Source organism: Gemmatimonadota bacterium (genome assembly GCA_039715185.1).
GTDB lineage: Bacteria > Gemmatimonadota > Gemmatimonadetes > Longimicrobiales > RSA9 > DATHRK01.
In genome coordinates this window covers 1-1,384 of sequence record JBDLIA010000218.1, presented here as the reverse complement: position 1 = coordinate 1,384, position 1,384 = coordinate 1, and the positions used below count along the sequence as shown (strand labels likewise).

Here is a 1,384-nt window from a genome sequence, read left to right as displayed (position 1 = left end):
GGCAAGGCGGAACGACGCGCCGTAGCCGTCGCTACGGCAAGGAGTTCCAACGCCGCAGCCGCGGGATGCAGCGCGAGCCGAATGCCTACGAGACTTCTGCAACGGTACACTAGCGAGGCCGCAGCACGATGACTTCGATCGCCAAGCCCGGGGTTCGACATCCAGGTCTGGAGCGCAACGCGCTGGGCCTGACGCGACGCGACTACGAAGGCTCCATGTCCACGCTGTGCGCCGGGTGCGGGCACGACTCGGTGACCGCAGCGCTGATTCAGGCGTTCTTCGAACTCGACGTGGTGCCGCACCGCCTGGCCAAGGTGAGCGGCATCGGCTGCTCGTCCAAGACCCCCACCTACTTCGTCAGCCAAGCCCACGGGTTCAACGCAGTGCACGGACGCATGCCCGCGATCGCGTCGGGCGCGAACGCCGCCAACCGGGCACTGCTGTACGTGGGAATCAGCGGCGACGGGGATTCGCTCTCGATCGGCCTGGGGCAGTTCTGCCATGTTATCCGGCGTAACGTGGACATGCTGTACGTCATGGAGAACAACGGCGTCTACGGGCTCACGAAGGGGCAGTTCTCGGCGTCGGCGGACGTGGGAACGAAGGCCAAGCGGGGAGAGGTCAACCGCCAACGCCCGATCGAATCGGCGCTGCTCGCCCTGACCCTGGGCGCGACCTTCGTGGCGCGCTCGTTTTCGGGCGACAAGGAGCATCTCGTGCCGATCCTGAAGGCCGGGCTGGCGCACAAGGGCTTCGCGTTCGTGGACGTGATCAGCCCGTGCGTCACCTTCAACGACCACGTTGGGTCGACGAAGAGCTACATGCACACGCGGCAGCACCTGGAGGAGCTGGCCCCGTTCGATTTCGTGCCGCTCCGCACGGAGATCGAGGCCGACCTCGACCAGCCGGGCGCGACCAGCGTGCGCCTGCACGACGGCTCCACGGTTCGGTTCCAGGGCCTGGCAGACGACTACGACCCCACCGATCGAGATGCCGCGTACGCGCACATCCGGGCGGTGCAGGAAGCGGGCGAGGTCCCCGTCGGCCTGCTTTACCTGGAGGAGGGCGCCGGGTACGACATGCACGCGGACAACGGCACCGTGTCCGAGCCGCTGGTGGACGTACCGTTCGCCCGGCTCTGTCCGGGCTCAGACGCGCTGGACGCCCTGATGGCGGAGATGCGATAACGTCTAGCGCGCGGGATGCACTTTTTTTCCCGCCCCACTCTTCCCCAGTCCGACAGCCAGCGTCCCCTGGCCCGCCGCCCGGGCGCATTCCTCCGTCTCGACCCCTAGTGTGCCGGCGCGGAAGTCCCGTGTGCACCGAGGCGCGTGATGCGCCCGCGGGGCAAGGCGGAACGACGCGCCGTAGCCGTCGCTACGGC

Annotated in this window: 1 protein-coding gene; it reads left to right on the top strand. The window is 67.8% G+C overall.

The window, feature by feature from the left end; genetic code table 11:
- Positions 1-128: 128 nt before the first annotated feature.
- Complete coding sequence (locus ABFS34_16830; GenBank protein MEN8377091.1) at positions 129-1,187, top strand: 2-oxoacid:ferredoxin oxidoreductase subunit beta; 1,059 nt, start codon at positions 129-131, stop codon at positions 1,185-1,187.
- The last annotated feature ends 197 nt before the right edge of the window (positions 1,188-1,384 follow it).

Excerpts from the sequence above, each read along its gene's own strand:
- ABFS34_16830 (MEN8377091.1), top strand. The coding sequence starts at position 129 with ATGACTTCGATCGCCAAGCCCGGGGTTCGACATCCAGGTCTGGAGCGC.